Source organism: Prevotella sp. P5-108 (genome assembly GCF_002251385.1).
GTDB lineage: Bacteria > Bacteroidota > Bacteroidia > Bacteroidales > Bacteroidaceae > Prevotella.
Map to the genome: position 1 here is coordinate 1 of NZ_NPJJ01000033.1, position 18,271 is coordinate 18,271.

Sequence of the window (18,271 nt, forward strand, 5' to 3'; positions counted from 1 at the left end):
CCCCTCCCCAGGCCCTCCCCAAGGGGCGGGAGTCCTATCTTGCTGTGGGTTAGGATATTATAACTTGCTGTAGGTACGCATCTTTGGCAACTCTGTAGGAGTTGCGATTTCATAGCCCAGGGTTGAGGTGCGCAGCGCCTCTACCCTGGGTATATATAATAAGGTGTAGCAATGCTGTAAGTATTGCGCTTAGCCAAAGGCGTTATACTCAATCTGATAATATTTCCCTACCCATTTTTGCCTATCGTCCTGGTGCGGGTAACGCCTACGGCTAAGCGCAACTCTTACAGAGTAGCTATATTAGTGGGGGCGCTTACCCAGGGTAGCGTGCTTCGCCCGCAACCCTGGGCTGGGGAAACGCAACTCCGTCAGAGTTGCTGCTGCTTGCGGGGAGGCCAATTCCGGGGTTAATCCATTATTTACTCCTTCTGTAATAGGTTGATATAAATACAAAAAGCCATGGCGGCTGTTGTCGGCTTCGCCTTTTTGAGGTTGGCGGTGACGCCAGTCAGAAAACGAGTTTTCCTCCTTGTCGTCGCCACCATCCCCAACGCCATGCTTTGCATGACGACAACAGCCGGCATGGTTCAAAAAGCGGCCGTTGGCCGTAAAAAAAGGCCGCCGTTGGCGGTAAAAAAACAGCTGCTTGTGTTATTCCATCTGTTTGACTCCTGCCGATAAAAAATATGGTAATCATTTTTTGTACCGGCGTTAGCCGGACTTTTTTTACCGCCAACGGCGGCTTTTTGTTATTTGTGACTTTTCAGCCTGCCATCAGGCAGGCGCGGATGGGTGTGGCGGGGAATATCCGAGAGTCTGCTCTCGAGATATTATCCGACACACACGGGCGCAATAGGGCAAAGCCCTGAAAAGGCACAAATCTTTTTGTAGATTATTGTGATGGTATATTCAAGGATTGTGGAAACACACACGACAAGTAACGCCTTCGGCTAAACGCAACTCCTACAGAGTTGCAAGATTAGTGGGGCCAGCTACCCAGGGTAGCGCGCTATGCCCGCAACCCTGGGCTGGAGAAACGCAACTCCGTCAGAGTTGCTGCTGCTTGCGGGGAGAAGCCCCTCCCCTGGCCCTCCCCAAGGGGCGGGAGTCCTATCTTGCTGTGGGTTAGGACATTATAACGTGCTGTAGGTACGCATCTTTGGCAACTCTGTAGGAGTTGCTGCTGCTTGCGGGGAGGGGCGTCTGTTGGTGGTTTCCCCCATATACCTTATTATATATATAGCAAAAGTGATTTTTCCCCGTTTTTGTTTGGTTACGTTGCGCATTATCATTAACTTTGTAATTCATAGGCGGATAGCCGCCTGAATGATATGGATTATAGGACAACAAATAACACATAATACAATGTTTAGTAAAGAAACATATATCCGTCGTAGGGCTGAGCTGAAACGCTTGGTCAAGAGTGGTATCATCATCCTGTTTGGTAACAACGACTCGCCAGCCAACTTCCCCAACAACGGGTATTACCCCTTCCGTCAAGACTCCACATTCTTATATTATTTCGGTCAGCAGCGCGACGGCCTGGTGGGCGTGATAGACCTGGACGAAGACAAGGAAACGCTGATAGGCAACGACATTGACATAGAAGACATCGTGTGGTATGGCTCGGTAGACACCGTGGCCGACATGGCTGCACAGGTGGGCGTGGAACACTGGGCTCCGATGAAAGAACTCAAGACCATCTGCAACGCTGCACTGAGCCAGAAGCGCCCCATCCACTTCCTGCCTCCCTACAGATATGATATCAAGCTGCAGCTGTTTGACCTGATAGGCATACATCCCAACCAGCAGAAGGAATCGGCATCGATGGAGCTGATTAAGGCTGTGGTGAAGATGCGTTCTACCAAGGAACAGCAGGAGATAGAAGAGCTGGAGCGCGCCTCGGTGATAGGCTATAAGATGCACACCACCGCCATGAGACTGACTCGTCCGGGACTGACCGAGAAGTATATCGGCGGTCAGGTGGACGGCATCGCCCACTCGTATGGCGCCATGGTCAGCTTCCCCACCATCTTCTCGCAACACGGCGAGATCATGCACGGCAATCCCTCTATGGCTGAGCTGGAAAGCGGCCGCCTCGTGCTCTGTGACGCTGGTGCCGAGACCATCAACAACTACTGCTCAGACCATACCCGTACCTACCCCGTGAACGGCAAGTTCAGCCAGCGACAGCTGGAGATATACTCTATCGTAGAAGCAGCCCACGACCATGCCCTCGAGGTGGCACGCCCCGGTGTGAAGTATGCCGACGTACACTTCTCCGTATGCCGCCTCATCTTTGACCGTCTGAAGGAACTGGGGCTTGCCAAGGGCGACACCGAAGAGGCTGTGCGCCAGGGTGCCCACGCCATGTTCCTGCCCCACGGACTGGGCCACATGATGGGTATGGATGTACACGACATGGAGAACCTGGACCAGGTGAACGTAGGATTTGACGAGGAGACCCGCCCCAACCTCGAGCAGTTTGGCACCAACTGTCTGCGCATGGGACGCCGTCTGCAGGAAGGATTTGTAGTGACCGACGAGCCTGGCATCTACTTCATCCCCGCCCTCATCGACGAATGGCGCGCCAAGGGACACTGCAAGGACTTCCTCTGCTTTGACAAGCTGGAGACCTACAAGGACTTTGGTGGCATCCGCATCGAAGACGACCTGCTCATCACTGCCGACGGAGCCCGCTTCTTGGGCAACGAGCGCATCCCCTATCATCCCAAGGATGTAGAAGCATATATGGCTGAAAACAAACAATAATCAACAGAATCATAAAACAACGAGAAATGAAAAAAATCATGATGATGGCGCTCATGGCTATGGTGGCTTTGGGCGCAAACGCACAGGAGAAGAAGGCTGAGAAGGTAAATCCCAACAAGCCCGTATTCACTGTAGTCAAGGAGAATAAGATTACAAGTATCAAGGACCAGAACCGTTCGGGTACGTGCTGGAACTACTCTACCCTGAGTTACTTTGAGGCCGAAATCCTCAAGGCTACCGGCAAGGTCTATGACCTGGAAGAGAGCTTCGTGACCAACAAGACCTATATGGACCGTGCTATTCAGGTAGTACGTCTGCATGGTGACTGCCAGTTTGCTCAGGGCGGTTCGGCTTACGACCCCTTGTACTGCATCCAGAACTATGGTATCATTCCCCAGGGCATCATGCCTTTCCCCGGCAGTCTGTATGGCGACTCACTGAACAACTTCAACGAGTTCTTCACCGTGCTGTCTCCCTATGTCAAGGCCATTGCTACCAGCAACAGCAAGAAACTGTCGAACCAGTGGAAGGTGGGTCTGCAGGGCATCCTCGATGCCTACCTCGGCAAGTGTCCTGAGAACTTCACTTACGAAGGCAAGAACTATACTCCCAAGACTTTTGCTGCCAGCCTGGGTCTCGACTGGAACAACTACGTGACCGTAACCAGCTATACCCACCACCCCTTCTGGACACAGTTTGCCGTTGAGGTGCAGGACAACTGGCGCAACCCACAGTCATGGAACGTGCCTATCGACGACATGGCCCGCATCATCGAAAACGCCATCATGAACGGCTACACCGTAGCATGGGGTGGTGACGTATCGGAAGAGGGCTTCACCCGTCAGGGTCTGGCTTACTTCTATGACACCAAGAAGATGGAAAGCCTCGCAGGCAGCGATATGGCACACTGGCTCAAGCTGCCCAAGGCCAAGAAGACCAACCTCATCGACTCTCTCGGTGTAAACGTGCCCGAGCTTGTGCCTACACAGGAGCAGCGCCAGCAGCGTTTTGACAACTGGGAGCTGACCGACGACCACGGTATGCTCATCTTCGGTATCGCCAAGGACCAGAACGGCAAGGAGTACTATATGGTAAAGAACTCATGGGGCGAGTCCGGCGAATACAAGGGTATCTGGTACATGACCAAGAACTACATCGTGGCCAACACCATGGACTTTATGGTCAACAAGAATGCCATCCCCAAGGATATACGTAAGAAAATGGGCATCTAAGAACCATAGCACATAAATACATAAACGGCAGCTTCTCATAAATTTTTAGATGAGAAACTGCCGTTTTTTTGTATTTATTTTGTAACTTTGGGCTCAAATAAGGTCTATACCAGACTTGGCCCCCATTCTATTGATAATAAAAGAACGATATAATGCACTTTAAGTGGAATTACAAGTATCCTACACCCGAAGAGGAACAGGCTGCTAAGGAATTGGGTGAGAAGCTCAACATGAGCCCCATTCTCACCCTGCTGCTGATTAGGCGTGGCATTACCACCGAGTCGGCAGCCAAGCGATTCTTCCGCCCCCAGCTTGCCGACCTCATCAATCCGTTCCTGATGAAGGACATGGACATCGCCGTAGACAGGCTCAACGATGCCATGGGCCGCAAGGAGCGTATTCTCGTGTATGGCGATTACGATGTAGATGGGTGTACAGCCGTAGCGTTGGTCTATAAGTTTCTGTTGCAGTTTTATTCCAACATCGAATACTATATCCCCGACCGCTATGACGAAGGCTATGGCGTAAGCAAGAAAGGTATAGACTATGCCAAGGAGCAGGGCGTGAAGCTCATTATCATCCTCGACTGTGGCATCAAAGCCATCGACGAGATAGCCTATGCCAAAGAGCAGGGCATCGACTTCATCATCTGCGACCATCATGTGCCCGACGAGAAGCTGCCCGATGCCGTGGCCATCCTCAACCCCAAGCGTGAGGACGACCCCTATCCCTTCAAAGACCTGTGTGGATGCGGCGTAGGCTTCAAGTTTATGCAAGCCTTTGCCAAGAACAACGGCATCCCCTTCTCACGCCTCATCCCCCTACTCGACCTTTGTGCCGTAAGCATCGCTGCCGATATCGTGCCCGTAGTCGACGAGAACCGCATCCTCGCCTTCCACGGTCTGAAGCAGCTCAACCAGAACCCCAGCGTAGGACTCAAAGCCATCATCGACATCTGCGGACTCAACAACCGCGAGCTATCGATGAGCGACATCATCTTCAAGATTGGCCCGCGTATCAACGCCTCTGGACGCATGGAGAACGGCCGCGAAAGTGTGGACTTGCTTGTAGAAAAAGACCTTGGCATGGCTCTGCGCATGGCCAAGCACATCAACGAATACAACGAGCAACGTAAGGATATAGACAAGCAGATGACCGAGGAAGCCAACCAGATTGTGGCCCGCTTGGAGAACCAAAAGCACCAGTCAAGCATCGTGCTCTACGACGAGAACTGGAAGAAAGGCGTCATCGGCATCGTTGCCTCACGACTTACGGAAATCTACTTCCGTCCCACCGTGGTGCTTACCCGCGACGGCGACTATGCCACCGGCTCTGCCCGCAGCGTCACCGGCTTTGACATCTATTCTGCCATCAAGAGTTGCCGCCATCTGCTGGTCAACTTCGGTGGCCACACCTATGCCACGGGCCTTACGCTGAAATGGGATTGCATCAAGGAATTCCGCATGGCGTTCCAGCAGTATGTAGACGACCACATCCTGCCCGAGCAGACCGAAGCCAACCTGAAGATAGACTCTGTCATCGACTTCAAGGATATCACCAAGCGCCTGCACAACGACCTGAAGAAATTCTCACCCTTTGGCCCAGGCAACCCCAAGCCCCTCTTCTGCACCCTCAATGTCTACGACTATGGCACCAGCAAGGTCGTGGGCCGCGAGCAGGAACATATCAAGCTCGAGCTGGTCGACTCCAAGTCGAGCAATGTGGTCAAGGGCATAGCCTTCGGCCAGAGCGCATCGGCACGTTACATCAAGTCAAAGCGCAGCTTTGACATCGCTTATACGCTTGAGGACAATGTCTTCAAGCACAACGCCATCCAGTTACAGATAGAAGACATACGCCCTGCTGAGGATGAAAAGGTATGACGACATACTGAGAGAATACTGGGGCTATACATCTTTTAGAGGAATACAGGAGTCCATCATCGAAAGCATCGGCTCGGGCAAAGATACCTTGGGCCTGATGCCCACCGGTGGCGGCAAGTCCATCACCTTCCAGGTGCCTGCCTTGGCCCAGGATGGAGTCTGTATCGTCATCACCCCACTTATATCCCTGATGAAGGACCAGGTGATGCACCTGCAGAAGCGTGGCATCAGTTCGGCCGCCATCTTCTCGGGCATGTCCAGACAGGAAATCATCGTGACGCTCGAGAACTGCATCTTCGGTTCCACCAAGATACTCTACGTATCGCCCGAGCGTCTTTCTTCCGAGCTTTTTCTTACCAAGTTAAAGCACATCAACGTTAGTTTTATCACCGTCGACGAAGCCCATTGCATCAGCCAATGGGGCTATGACTTCCGTCCCAGTTACCTGCGTATTACCGACATACGCAGCATCAAGCCCAATGTACCTATCCTCGCGCTCACAGCCACCGCCACGCCCAAGGTGGTGATAGACATCCAAGACAAGTTGGGGTTCAAGGAACACAACGTGTTCAGCATGAGCTTTGAGCGCAAGAACTTGGGCTACATCGTGCGCAACACCACCGACAAAGACCACGAGCTGCTGCATATCCTCAGAGCCGTGCAGGGCTGTGCCATCGTCTATGTGCGCAGCCGCAAGCGCACCAAGGAGATAGCCAAGATGCTCACCGACGCCGGCATCAGTGCCAACCACTTCCATGCCGGACTCGACCCCGCCATCAAGGACCGCAACCAGCAGCAATGGCAGGACGACGAACGGCGGGTGATAGTGGCTACCAACGCCTTTGGCATGGGCATCGACAAGCCCGATGTGCGTCTGGTCATCCACTACGACTGTCCCGACTCCATCGAAGCCTACTTCCAGGAAGCCGGACGTGCCGGACGCGACGGCCAGCGTGCCTATGCCGTGCTGCTCTACGACACGAGCGACAAGGTGAAGCTGAAGAAGCGCATCGCCGACAATTTCCCTGAGAAGGAGTTCATAAGCAGTGTCTACGAGCATCTGGCCTATTACTTCCAGATAGGCATAGAGAGCGGCAAGGGATTTACCGGTGCCTTCGAGATAGACAAGTTCTGCCACATCTACCACCACTACCCCATCCAGACCGATGCCGCCCTGCGCATCCTGCAGCGCGCCGGCTACATCATCTACGAGACCGATCCCGACGCCCGTGCCCGCATCATGTTTCTGCTTCATCGCGACGAGCTATACCGTCTGCACGAGGGCACGCCCATGGAAGAGAAGGTCATCACGGCGCTGCTGCGCTGCTACGGCGGACTCTTCACCGACTATGCCTATATCGACCTGTCGCTGATAGCCCTGCAGAGCGGACTCGAGCACGAGCAGGTCTACACCATACTCAAGATGCTCTCGCAGCGGCATATCGTACACTTCATCCCACAGCGCAAGATGCCCTACATCACCTACCTTACCGACCGCGTGGACCCAGAGCAGGTGGCCCTGCCCAGAGAGGTATACGAGGAAAGAAAGGAGAATTACATCGAGCGTATCGAGGCAATGATAGCCTATATCGAGAACGATGAGACTTGCCGCAGCCGGCAGCTTATGGCTTATTTCGGGGAAGAAAACAAGAACGATTGCCACCGTTGCGATGTGTGTGCAGACCACTACGGACGCGTCACCAAGCAACAGGAGAAGACAGCTCGCGAGCTTATCCTGCAGCAACTGGCCGACGGAGAGCCCCATCACATTACTATTCTGCGTGATCTGCAGATTCCTAAAAAACAGTTCGAACAGGTTTTATCCGAACTGGTGTCTGAAGAGATAATCCTTGTCAACGGCTGTCAAATCTGCCTCAACAAGGATTGACTCCCCTCATTATTTTTCTATAAACACAGCCTTGCCGCGAGCCACCTCGGTCTCTGTGGCATCATCGTCGGCGCGCTTGGTGATGCGTATGCGGTAAGCGCCGTCGGCAGTTTGCTCCTGATAGAAAGTCAGGACATCGCCGCCATGGGCTTCAGCCACATAGGCTATCTCAAAGCGTTTCAGGAAATGAGACTTGTACCAATCGACGGGAAACAGGTCGAGCACATGTTCGATATACTTGACGCTGTTGATATGGCCATTGATATCGACATCATTATAGCGTGTCTTGAGTTCCATCACCTTCACTGCCTCATCACCCATCTTTACCCGCGACGGGCTGGCGATAGGACAGGGATAGTCTTTGTCTATATAGTTGTTGATGGCACCATCGTGGATACTGAAGATGTCGGTGGGCTGACGGCTCTGGGTATCAATCATCGCCCACACGCTGCGACCATAGCCAAGCATGTGGCCGTCGGCGGCAGAGATGGCATAGTTGCGCGAGGTGAAGTAGCGCATGGCACTCTCGACCCAAGTTTCTACATAGAAGTCGTCATACGAGGAGGGCATCTCGTCCATCTCTATCACCAGTCGCGACAGCACCCATGTCTTGTGGCGCGGCATAAGATAATTCATACCAAAGCCACGCTCTGTGGAATGGAAGTCGGCAGCATTGAGCAGATGATTACCCAGGTGTCCCATGAAGAGATGATTGGAGTAATCACAGTGGAAGGGCTCTGCCAAGAACTTGTATTTTGCTATTTTGGTCTGTTCCATATTCATACGTTTTACACAACAAAATTAACGAAAAAATCTCTGGTACCCAACGATACCAGAGACTTTTTTATTATCGGCGCAGTCAAACTGTCACTTGATATATACGATAGCCAGGCGATTGGAGGCAACTCCCTGCACACCCTTGCCGGTAGCCTCGTCGACGATGACGCCGCGGGCTCTGAGATAGTCGGCCACGACATCGGCACGACCCTGCGAGAGTCTCTTGTTGAACGCCTTGGAGCCCTCGGGCGAAGCAGTACCTACTACCTGCACGTGCTTGCCTTCGGCTATGGTGTTGAGGGCTTCCTTGGCCTCATCGGTGAGGTTCTGCTTGCCCTGTGCGAAGGTCACAAACACGAGGTTGCCCACCTGTACTTCCTGTGTTTTCACCACTTCCTTGACCACCTCCTTAGGTTTCTTGGCAAGTTCGCCGCGCAAGTCGTTAATCTGAGCATTGAGTGCATCGACCTCGGCCTGGTCGCGCAGCTGGGCAAGAGCGAAGTTGTGGGTACCATTGGAGTTTCTGAACTTGTAGTTGAATCCTACATTGAGCTGGAAGCCAGACTTGTTGACATTGTAAGCCACGCCCTGGTAGCCATTGCCATTGAGAGCCCAGTTGATAGACGGCTCAACATAGAACTGCCATTCCTTGTTGGCTCCGAAGTTGAAGGCGAAGTCCACGCCAAACTTGGAGGTCAACACGTCGGCTTTCCAGTCCTTGGTGGGCGAACCGAAGGTGTGTCCCCATCCCAGACCCATTACCGGGATAAGCTCAAAGCAGCGAGGCTCACCCTTGTAGCCACCAGCCCAGTTGCTCAGATTGATGGTAGCCAGCAGCGAGGTGTTCATGCTGTTGACGAGCGTACCCTGGAGATTACCATGATGCAGGTTCTTGAAATAGGCATTCCCCTCAAGAGCCAAACCGAATACGGGAGTAAACCAGCGGCCCAAGCGCAGACCGGCATTGGGAGTGATATCACGAAGCCAGCAATGGTTGGCTGCCCCCATGGTCGATGGATGGGTGGCGGTGATGACTCCACCGTTGACACCGAGATAGAAATTATCAGAAGACTTGCTTTCCGAGACTGTCTGAGCCGATGCTGAAACTGCCAGCAGTGCGGCTGCGAACATTAAAACCAGCTTTTTCATTGTTACGTCTTATTTTAGATTTATACTGTTGTTATTGGTCGAGATAGCAAAGATATAAAAAAAGTGAATGGCTGCAAACAGTTTTCCCGAAAATCGACATGAGAAGACCCAAAAAAGTAATAAACAACCCAATTCACACGACTTATTGAACCAAAAAGAGTTCCCCTTCCGCTCGTGATGACGGATGGGGAACTCCTGTTGACTGCCGCTTCGTTATCAGTTGAAGTAGTAGAGGAAGGTGGCGATGCCCTCAAGTGCGGGCTTGCGCTGGCCTTCGATTTCAATCTTAAAGGCGATGCTGGCCTTGCAGATACCGCGCAGGTTGGCTATCTCGTGCAGCTTGGTCACCATACGCAGACGGCTGCCCACGGGCACAGCCTGACCGAAACGCATCTTGTCCATGCCATAGTTGACGAGCATCTTCAGGTTGTTGACCTTGATAATCTGGTTCCAGAAGTAGGGCAACAGCGAGAGGGTAAGATAACCATGCACGATGGTGCTCTTGTAGGGGCTCTCGGCCTTGGCGCGCTCTACGTCTACATGTATCCACTGGTGGTCGAGGGTGGCATCGGCAAACTGATTGATGCGGTCCTGGTCGACGGTAAGCCACTCAGAGGTACCAATTTCCTCGCCCAAGTGAGCGGCAAACTCTTCATAAGAATTAATTTCCAACATAGTCTTGTCGTTATTATATATTAATAATGTGTATTACTTCCTGCGCTTGGTAGTGGTGGTGGTCTTTGTCGTGGTCGACGTAGAGATTCTCAGAGTCTTGGGCTTGCTGGCCTCATAGTATCTGAGCGCCTCGGGCATATCGCGCTGCAGCGCGGCTATACGCTTTGCGTCGGAAGGGTGGTCTGACAGGAAATCGTCCTGATTGCCTTTGCCGCCCGACATGCGCTGCCAGAAGGTGATGGCTTCCTGCGGGTTGTAGCCGGCCATAGCCGCAAAGATAAGTCCCATGTGGTCGGCCTCGGTCTCATGGTCGCGGCTGTACTTCAGATTGCGCAGCTTCAGACCCTGCTGAGCCAGCACGGCGGCATAACTGCCCACATTGGTGCCGGTGGCAGCATTGAGCACGCTGCTGAGCAATTGGGTGCCATACTGCTGCTTGATCTGCTTGGAGATTTGCTCGGCGCTGTGCTTGCCCACGGCGTGGGCTATCTCGTGACCCAGCACGATGGCAAGTCCATTCTCGTTTTTGGTGTAGGGCAGCAGTCCCTCGAAGACCACTATCTTGCCACCAGGCAGACAGAACGCGTTGGCGCTCTTGTCCTGCACCAGGTTGAACTCCCAGCTGTATTCACTCACTTCGGCAGCCATGCCGTTGTTTCTCAAGTAGTTTTCTACGGCAGTAGCCAGTTTCTTGCCTACCCTTACTACCATCTCGGTATTGGCGGCATTGGTCGATTTCTTGGCCGACTGCATGTACTGGCTGTACTCCTTGTTGCTCAGGCTCATTATCTCCTGATTGGACACCATCAGACTCTGCTTGCGACCGGTAATGGGCACCGTGCGCGTGGTGCCGCATGCTGCCAAGAGGGCCACAACCCATACCAGCAGCATCACTTTAAGCTGTTTCATAAAATTCCTTTCTTATACTGGCGCAAAAGTAACCATTTAGAACGAATATGCCAAACAAAATGCCACTTTTTTGGCTCCCACATGCGCCCTCGGGGCTGGTATGGCAAGCTGGCGCAAACAAGCGCGCGCTACGCCACACGCCACAAAACCGCAATGATGGCAGAGAGGTTGAAGGCGGGGCGGGAATTAAGTATTGCGAGGTTGGAAACAATGATTGCAGGGCAGGAAACGATGGTTGCAAAGTCTGAAACCAATTATTCTACGGCCACGGGCAGGAATGGGATGAAGGGAGAAAGGGGGAAAAAGATTAGAGGAGAGTGCATGACCACTGTCACGCCTCTCCTCTCTACAATTATACAAAACATCATGATCTAAGTGGTTACGATCAAACTTTCATCCAGTTGCAAAGGTACTGCTTTCTGACGCTATGTGCAATACCCAAAAATGATGATTTAGTGTCTGATGAGCTGGGAACCCGTCGTAGCCCGGGAGCCGGTATTGACCTGGACGGCATAGACGCCTCGGGGAGCGCCAGCCAGCGAGATGTGATAGCTGCAGCCCTCGGGCGCGAGTCTGTGGGAAGCCACGCGGCGGCCGTCGACCCCATAGACATTGACCACAAAGGTGTGGCTGGGAGCAGAGTCGAACCTCAACTCTACCCCATCGTCCACGGGCCGTATCGCCACGCCCTGGGCCTGACGCTGCGACACATCGGGGATGGCTGTAAAGCCGAGCAGGCGGAGCAATCCGGCATAGACATCTATCTCGCCATAGCCATAATAGTTGTTGGGATAGTCGAGCGACGGGTCGTGGCGACGGGAGGTGGCGGCAATGAGCTCGCGCACCTGGTCGGGGGTAAGCGTAGGACAAGCCTGGAGCCACAGGGCGATGGCGCCAGCGGCAGCGGGGGTAGACATAGACGTGCCCGAATTGTAGTTCCAGGCATAAGTACGGCCGTCAAAGTCAAAGTGTTCCTTGTCTGAGTTGACGATATCCCACGCCGAGGGATGGTGCTCGAGATAGTAGCTGCTGTACGAGGAGACGATGTTGGTGCCGGGAGCCATCACATCGGGCTTGATGCGCTCGTCGACCGTGGGGCCTATCGACGAGGTGCGGGTGCGCTCGCCGTCGTGCCCCATGTCGTAGACGCGATGGGCGCCGAGGTAGGTGTAAATGTCCTGGCGATAGGCGGTAGAGCCCACGCAGATGGCTGCCGGCGAGCTGGCGGGCGAACCGATGCTATGGCTATACTCGCCGGCAGCGAGGCTGGGGTTGGCGGGATTGGTGATGAGGGTGCCACGGCTCTTGTAGAAACTGGCGTCGGTGCCCTCGCCCACAATCTCGACCGACAGCAGGCGCCCGTCGGTCTGGCGTAGAGAGACATCCATCACCGTGTCGGCAGCCTCGTAGGCCGACGGATAGGCGCATGCCATGACGCTCATGCCGCACCACTGCTCGAGGCGCAGCGTGTCGGCAGCCACCTGACGCGAGGAGATGAGCAGCGTGTCGCGGGTGTCGCCGTAGGACACCAGGCGCACCTCGAAACTCCGGTTGCCACGAACCATGAACGACACACGGTCGCCCTCTGACCGCAAGAACGACCCCTCGCTCTGCAGCGACGCCGGTTTGTGGAAGTAGGTCTTGACCAGGCCGTCGTTACCCGCCGAAGCCACGAGTATACGACCAGGGCCAACGAGCGAATCGAGCACCTGGTAATAGAGACGGTCGTCGCCACGGAAGTCCTGGCCCGAGCCTTCGCTGAAGGACGCCACACAGGGCATGTCGCGCTCGGCAGCATAGTCGAAGAGATACTTGAACCCGAGCGCATCGAGGGCATAGGTGTAGAGATTGAGCCGCTCGGGAGGAATCATCGAGGCATTGTCGCCCGTGGCGTTGGCCACAAGGCAGATGTCGCTCTCGTAGGCCACGCCGCGGTAGGCCGAGCGGTAGCCATTGCCGGCAGCGATGCCCGTGGTGTGGGTGCCGTGGGTCTGGTCGTTGCCGTCGGCCGAATGTCGGCAAGCCAGCACATCGTCGCCGTGATAGGTGGCGCCCACGGGCATAGTCCCGTCGTCGGCAGCGAGCATGTCCCACACCGAGCTGATGCGGCAGCGGTGGCTGAGGGTATCGAGAAAGGTGGGATGGGTATAGTCGAAGCCTATGTCCTGGACACCTACCACTACGCCTTTGCCGGTAAAAGCCTGGGGCAAAGACTCTGCACGGTAGGCCTTGTCGGCACGGAGTATGACCGCCATCGTATCGAGGGTGGCGCGGTGGGAACGGTTGGCCTCGATGCGCTTGACCTTAGGAAGCGAAGACAGCCGCGCGATGCTGCCCACGGGGATGCGGGCGATGTGGATGTTGCCAAAGCGGGCAAGCGACTCGCCGCCACAGGAGTCGAGCACAGCGGCTCCGTCGCCGTCAATCTCGACAAAGGCGCAAAGCCACGAGGCCGCATGGCCACCCACGCCCTGCACGCGGGCTGCCGACGAAGAGGCGTCGAGAGCCAGCGAGCGCACCATGGCAGACATCTTGGTAAAATCGGGACGCTGGGCATAGACAGCCGTCACCATGACCCATAGCAAAAACATAAATACGGTTCGCTTCATATTGCAAAATAAATGAAAATAAACGAGCCACGCAAGCCAAAGTCAAAAAAATCAAGGAGAAAGCCCCGTAACCCCTGTTTTTTTAGTACCTTTGCATGAACAGCAAACAATAATACTTAAATAATAATGGAACAAAAGGATTACAAGTATATCAGCGTGGCCTACAAGCTCTATGATATCACCGACAACAAGCAGGAACTGATAGAAGAGACAGCTAAAGACAAACCATTTGTGTTTCTCAGCGGTTTCGGAACCACTCTCGAGGACTTTGAAAGCAATCTCGTGGGTCTGGCAGAGGGTGCCGACTTCGACTTCGTGCTCTCTCCCGACAGAGCTTATGGCGAGCATGTAGACACACGCGTAGTGGAACTGGACAAGCAGATATTCAGCGTCGACGGCAAGTTTGACAGCAAGAACATCTACCCCGAAGCCATCATTCCGCTGCAGAACGAGGACGGCAACCGTTTCCTCGGACGCGTGGTAAGCATCGGCAGCGACAAGGTGCGCATAGACCTCAACCACCCACTGGCTGGTATGACGCTCAACTTCAAGGGCACCATCCACGAGTCGCGTCCTGCCACCAATGCCGAGATAGAGCAGATGGCACGCATGCTGAGCGGTGAAGGCGGATGTGGCGGACACTGCGGAGGCGGCTGCGGCGGTCACTGTGGTGACGGCGGTTGCGGCGACGGCCACTGCGACGGTGAGGGTCACTGTGGCGGAGAAGGTCACTGCGGAGGCGAGGGCCACTGCGGAGGCGGACACCACAACCACTAATAGGCCAATAGGCAACAAAACCACCCACAACATGAGCAACACAATAGGAAACATACTGCGCCTCACCACCTTCGGCGAGAGCCATGGTGAAGCGATAGGCGGTGTCATCGACGGTTTTCCGGCTGGGATAGACATCGACATGGACTTCGTGCAACACCAGTTGGACCGTCGTCGTCCGGGTCAGAGCCGGCTTACGACGCAGCGCAACGAGAGCGACCGGGTAGAGATACTCAGTGGTGTATTTGAGGGCAAATCGACAGGTGCGCCCATCGGATTCATCGTGCGCAATACCAACCAGCACTCGCATGACTATGACAATATGCGCCGTGTGTTCAGACCCTCGCATGCCGACTATACCTATTATAATAAGTATGGCATACGCGACCATCGTGGGGGCGGACGCTCGTCGGCGCGGGTCACGATAAGCCGCTGTGTGGGTGGCGCGCTGGCTATGCTGGCGCTCAAGCAGATAGGGGTGAGCATCACGGCATATACCTCGCAGGTAGGAGGGATAGCGCTGGACCGCGACTATCACCGATACGACCTCAGACGCACTGACGACAACGACGTGAGATGTCCGGATGCCGACAAAGCGGCACAGATGGAAGAGCTCATCATGCAGGTGAAGAGCGACGGCGACACCATCGGCGGCGTCATTACCTGTGTGGTCGAGGGATGTCCTGCCGGGCTGGGCGAACCAGAGTTCGGCAAACTGCACGCCCAACTGGGCAGTGCGATGCTGAGCATCAATGCCGTCAAAGGTTTTGAATATGGAGACGGCTTTGACATGGCCTCACACAGAGGCAGCGAGGTGAACGACCTCTTTGACCCCGACGGCAGCCACGTGACGCTTACCAACCACAGCGGAGGCATACAGGGCGGCATAAGCAATGGCGAAGACATCTGTTTCCGTGTGGCGTTCAAGCCTGTGGCAACACTGCTCCGACCGCAAGCCACAATAGACACAGACGGCAATGCTACGCAGCTGGAGGTCAAAGGTCGACACGACCCATGCGTGCTGCCACGCGCCGTGCCGGTGGTGGAGGCTATGGCTGCCATGGTGATACTCGACAGCTATCTGGTCAACAAGACCACACACCTGTAGGAAAGCGGGCGGAACACGGCAGACGTGACGCCCAGCATGACTCATAAAGATACGAAAAAAGGTTCTTCTGTCTTTGCCAATGGCAAGCAGAAGAACCTTTTTCTATGTATTACGCGTCAAGCCTTAATCGGCATCGGGAACGATGAGCTTGTAGCCCTTGCCGTGGATGTTGATAATCTCAATCTGGTCATCGTCTTTCAGATGCTTACGCAGCTTGGTGATATACACATCCATCGAGCGGGCATTGAAGTAGTTGTCGTCAATCCAGATGGTCTTGAGGGCAAAGTCGCGCTGCAGAATCTCGTTGGAGTGAGCGCAGAGCAGAGCCAGGAGCTCGTTCTCCTTGGTGGTGAGTTTGGTCTGCTTCTCACCGATGGTGAGCAACTGCTTCTGGGCATCGAACACGAAGCGACCGATACGGAACACGGTAGCATCCTTGGCCTTCTTGCCATGGACACGGCGCAGGATGGCCTCTATACGCAGCACGAGCTCCTCCATAGAGAATGGCTTGGTGATATAGTCGTCGGCACCAATCTTGAAACCTTCGAGGATATCGTCCTTGAGGGCACGGGCGGTAAGGAAGATGATAGGAATCTCGGTGTTGGCCTGACGAATCTCCTGGGCCAGGGTGAATCCGTCTTTCTTGGGCATCATCACGTCGAGAACGGCGATATCGAACTTGCCCTTGGCAAACTCTCTGTAGCCGACCTCACCATCCTGGCAGAGAACTGCCTGATAACCTTTGGCCTGTAGATACTCGCGGAGCAACATTCCCAAATTCTCATCGTCTTCGCAAAGCAAAATTTTCAACTTCTCGTCCATAGTTGTATTGTTTAAATGATTATTGATATTGTTTCTATTGATAATTGTGATTGATTAATCTTCTATCTTTGGCAACTTGATGGTAAAGGTGGTACCCTTGCCCACTTCACTTTCTACCTTGATGGTGCCGCTATGCAGGTCGATAATCTTCTTGACATAGGCAAGTCCCAGACCGAAGCCCTTGACATCGTGCACGTTGCCGGTATGCACGCGGTAGAACTTCTCAAACACCTTCTTCAGGTTTTCCTTCTTGATGCCGATGCCGGTATCTCGCACGGAGAAGCAGAGATGGGTATCGTCGTTCCATGTGCGCAGATAGATATTGAGCGGCTTCTCGGGCTTGCCATACTTCACGGCGTTGTCCATCAGATTGAAGAGGGCGTTCTGGAAGTGCACCTCGTCGACATAGATGGCAGAGTCGACAGCCTCAATCTCGGTGTAGATTTTTCCGCCGGTATGCTCTACACGCAGGGTAAACGAGTTGGCCATGTTCTCGACCATCTCGTTGAGGTCGAGGTGCTTCTTCTTGAACACAGCCTTCTTGCGGTCGAACATACTCATCTGCAGCACCTTCTCCACGAGGAAGCGCAGGCGCTTGGACTCGTCCTGCACCACTCCCGACAGATGCTTCATCATGGTCTCGCTCTTGGTGACGCTCTGGTCGTTCATCATCTGCGCCGCAAGCGAAATGCTGGCGATAGGCGTCTTGAGCTCGTGGGTCATATTGTTGATGAAGTCATTCTTAATCTCAGACAATCTCTTCGAGCGGAATATCGTGACTATCGTGAAGATAAAGGTGATAAGCAGCACCACGGTGAAGATCACACTGGGAATCATGAAGCGGATAGACGAGTAGATGTAGCTGTTCATATCGGGGAAGTGCAGCTTGACAACTCCCATCTTGCTGACCGGGTCGTTGCGGAAGAGTATCTGGGTGTAGGTGTACTCTTCTCCCTCGTCGGAATAGTCGGGACAACGATAGACCTCGCGACCGTCCTGGGTAGACACGGTGAAATGGTAGCCAATGTTGACGCCATTGTTCATCAACTCTGCCTTGAGGTCCTGGTCGAGCAGCTTGAAGTTGATGCGCTCCTTCAGCGGTTTGTCTGATGCCGAGTAGAGTATAGACACCACCACCTCGTCGAGCAGCGCCTTCTGATAGACGTAGCGGTTCTTGACAATCTCCTGCAACGACCTCGAAGCCTCGGAGATGCTGCCCTTGTCGTTTTCGAGAATCATTCCCTTGGGCTTGGTGGCAGGATTGGATGATATGGTCTTGAGCTCGAACGAGGTATAGATAGTGCCGTCCTTGCCCACGGCAGCATACTGATGCGACTGCTGCACTGTAGCGTCGGGATGGCCGGAGCGCGTGCCCACAGAGTCCTTCTTGAAGGCCTTACGCTCAGTCTCGTTGACGTCTTTCTCAAGATAACGCAGGGTCTCGTTAAGCTCCAAATTGCGCGAGGCCTGATAGAGAGAACGGTTGACACTCTCGTCAAACTGCTCTTTCTTCATATCCACCATCTCCTGGATATACTTGAGCTGTAGGAAAAGCAGAATCAGGAAGCTGACGCCCATGATGACTGCTATGGTCCATATTGTTTTCTTTTTCATAATGCAAATATACGTAAATACTTAAAACGTTAACATTAAAAGGTTAATTATTTACACTG

At 53.9% G+C, this 18,271-nt stretch carries 15 protein-coding genes; 8 read left to right on the forward strand and 7 right to left on the reverse strand.

Annotated elements, in window-relative coordinates; all coding sequences use genetic code 11:
* Nucleotides 1-459 precede the first annotated feature (459 nt).
* The 5 genes from CIK95_RS12815 (at nucleotide 460) to CIK95_RS06035 (ending at nucleotide 7,775) form a co-directional block, all read left to right on the forward strand.
* Nucleotides 460-681, forward strand: coding sequence for a hypothetical protein (locus CIK95_RS12815; protein WP_144007755.1), 222 nt, complete (start codon nucleotides 460-462; stop codon nucleotides 679-681).
* Between the two features lie 684 nt (nucleotides 682-1,365).
* Nucleotides 1,366-2,772: an aminopeptidase P family protein gene (locus tag CIK95_RS06020; protein WP_022310719.1), complete on the forward strand. Its 1,407-nt coding sequence runs from the start codon at nucleotides 1,366-1,368 to the stop codon at nucleotides 2,770-2,772.
* A 26-nt stretch (nucleotides 2,773-2,798) separates the two neighbouring features.
* Entirely contained in the window at nucleotides 2,799-4,004 is a 1,206-nt protein-coding gene (locus tag CIK95_RS06025; protein ID WP_094386027.1) for an aminopeptidase C, read from the forward strand.
* A gap of 152 nt (nucleotides 4,005-4,156) precedes the next feature.
* Nucleotides 4,157-5,887, forward strand: coding sequence for a single-stranded-DNA-specific exonuclease RecJ (gene recJ / locus CIK95_RS06030; protein ID WP_094466535.1), 1,731 nt, complete (start codon nucleotides 4,157-4,159; stop codon nucleotides 5,885-5,887).
* On the forward strand, nucleotides 5,874-7,775 hold the full coding sequence (locus CIK95_RS06035; protein ID WP_094466536.1) for an ATP-dependent DNA helicase RecQ: 1,902 nt from the start codon (nucleotides 5,874-5,876) through the stop codon (nucleotides 7,773-7,775). The genes recJ and CIK95_RS06035 overlap by 14 nt, the downstream gene beginning before the upstream one ends.
* 9 nt (nucleotides 7,776-7,784) lie before the next feature.
* On the opposite strand, the gene CIK95_RS06040 is transcribed toward CIK95_RS06035, so the two are convergent.
* The 4 genes from CIK95_RS06040 to CIK95_RS06055 form a co-directional block, all read right to left on the reverse strand.
* Nucleotides 7,785-8,552 carry an acyl-[acyl-carrier-protein] thioesterase gene (locus tag CIK95_RS06040; protein WP_094466593.1) on the reverse strand — a complete coding sequence of 256 codons (768 nt, stop codon included), beginning with the start codon at nucleotides 8,550-8,552 and terminating at the stop codon, nucleotides 7,785-7,787.
* 90 nt (nucleotides 8,553-8,642) lie between these two features.
* A complete protein-coding gene (locus tag CIK95_RS06045; RefSeq protein WP_094466537.1) occupies nucleotides 8,643-9,701 on the reverse strand; it encodes an OmpA family protein in 1,059 nt (352 codons plus the stop codon).
* Between the two features lie 216 nt (nucleotides 9,702-9,917).
* A complete protein-coding gene (locus CIK95_RS06050; protein ID WP_022310725.1) occupies nucleotides 9,918-10,376 on the reverse strand; it encodes a MaoC family dehydratase in 459 nt (152 codons plus the stop codon).
* A gap of 33 nt (nucleotides 10,377-10,409) precedes the next feature.
* Entirely contained in the window at nucleotides 10,410-11,285 is an 876-nt protein-coding gene (locus tag CIK95_RS06055; protein WP_094466538.1) for a M48 family metallopeptidase, read from the reverse strand.
* Nucleotides 11,286-11,438: 153 nt separating this feature from the next.
* Between CIK95_RS06055 and CIK95_RS06060 the strand changes: the two genes are divergently transcribed.
* Complete coding sequence (locus CIK95_RS06060) at nucleotides 11,439-11,660, forward strand: hypothetical protein (protein ID WP_144007756.1); 222 nt, start codon at nucleotides 11,439-11,441, stop codon at nucleotides 11,658-11,660.
* Nucleotides 11,661-11,737: 77 nt separating this feature from the next.
* Here CIK95_RS06060 and CIK95_RS06065 read toward each other — a convergent pair whose 3' ends face one another.
* A complete protein-coding gene (locus CIK95_RS06065; protein WP_094466540.1) occupies nucleotides 11,738-13,894 on the reverse strand; it encodes a S8 family serine peptidase in 2,157 nt (718 codons plus the stop codon).
* Between the two features lie 126 nt (nucleotides 13,895-14,020).
* On the opposite strand from CIK95_RS06065, the gene CIK95_RS06070 reads away from it, so the two are divergent.
* Nucleotides 14,021-14,671 carry a peptidylprolyl isomerase gene (locus CIK95_RS06070; protein WP_094466541.1) on the forward strand — a complete coding sequence of 217 codons (651 nt, stop codon included), beginning with the start codon at nucleotides 14,021-14,023 and terminating at the stop codon, nucleotides 14,669-14,671.
* Nucleotides 14,672-14,702: 31 nt separating this feature from the next.
* Nucleotides 14,703-15,776, forward strand: coding sequence for a chorismate synthase (gene aroC, locus CIK95_RS06075; RefSeq protein ID WP_094466542.1), 1,074 nt, complete (start codon nucleotides 14,703-14,705; stop codon nucleotides 15,774-15,776).
* A 123-nt stretch (nucleotides 15,777-15,899) separates the two neighbouring features.
* On the opposite strand, the gene CIK95_RS06080 is transcribed toward aroC, so the two are convergent.
* The gene (locus CIK95_RS06080) at nucleotides 15,900-16,598 is read right to left on the reverse strand and encodes a response regulator transcription factor (RefSeq protein ID WP_022310730.1); all 699 of its coding nucleotides are present in this window, start codon (nucleotides 16,596-16,598) and stop codon (nucleotides 15,900-15,902) included.
* A gap of 54 nt (nucleotides 16,599-16,652) precedes the next feature.
* The gene (locus CIK95_RS06085; RefSeq protein ID WP_022310731.1) at nucleotides 16,653-18,212 is read right to left on the reverse strand and encodes a sensor histidine kinase KdpD; all 1,560 of its coding nucleotides are present in this window, start codon (nucleotides 18,210-18,212) and stop codon (nucleotides 16,653-16,655) included.
* Between the last annotated feature and the right edge of the window lie 59 nt (nucleotides 18,213-18,271).